We start from the raw sequence: 382 nt of genomic DNA on the forward strand, positions 1-382 counted from the left end.
TGCCGATAATCCGGTGTTTTATGAGGATGAAGTCGATATAGACCTCAATCCCAAATTAGGAGCCGACTGGATGTTCAGAGCGCAGCAAAAGCGGGTTGTCACACCGGGGCAGAATGCCAAGCATTATCTGGCAGGCGTTCTCCACGCAGGCAACGGAAGGGTACTTTACGTCAGCGGGATCAAGAAAAACTCATCGCTGTTTATTGCCATGCTGGAAAAGCTGCGCCACCACTACCGACGAGCCAAAACCATCACGTTGATCCTCGATAACTACATCATTCACAAAAGCAAACAGACCGAGCGATGGTTGAAGAAGAATCCCAAGTTCTGCCTGGTGTTCCAGCCAGTTTACAGCCCTTGGGTTAATCACATAGAACGGCTA

Annotated in this window: 1 protein-coding gene; it reads left to right on the forward strand. The window is 49.5% G+C overall.

What is annotated here, in order from left to right:
* A partial coding sequence (locus ACNPAA_RS21125; RefSeq protein WP_417892007.1) for an IS630 family transposase occupies positions 1 to 382 on the forward strand: 382 nt, incomplete at both ends.

Origin of the sequence: Aeromonas sp. PS2Canimalfood6, assembly GCF_048276795.1 — a bacterium.
Taxonomy (GTDB): Bacteria; Pseudomonadota; Gammaproteobacteria; order Enterobacterales; family Aeromonadaceae; genus Aeromonas; species Aeromonas caviae.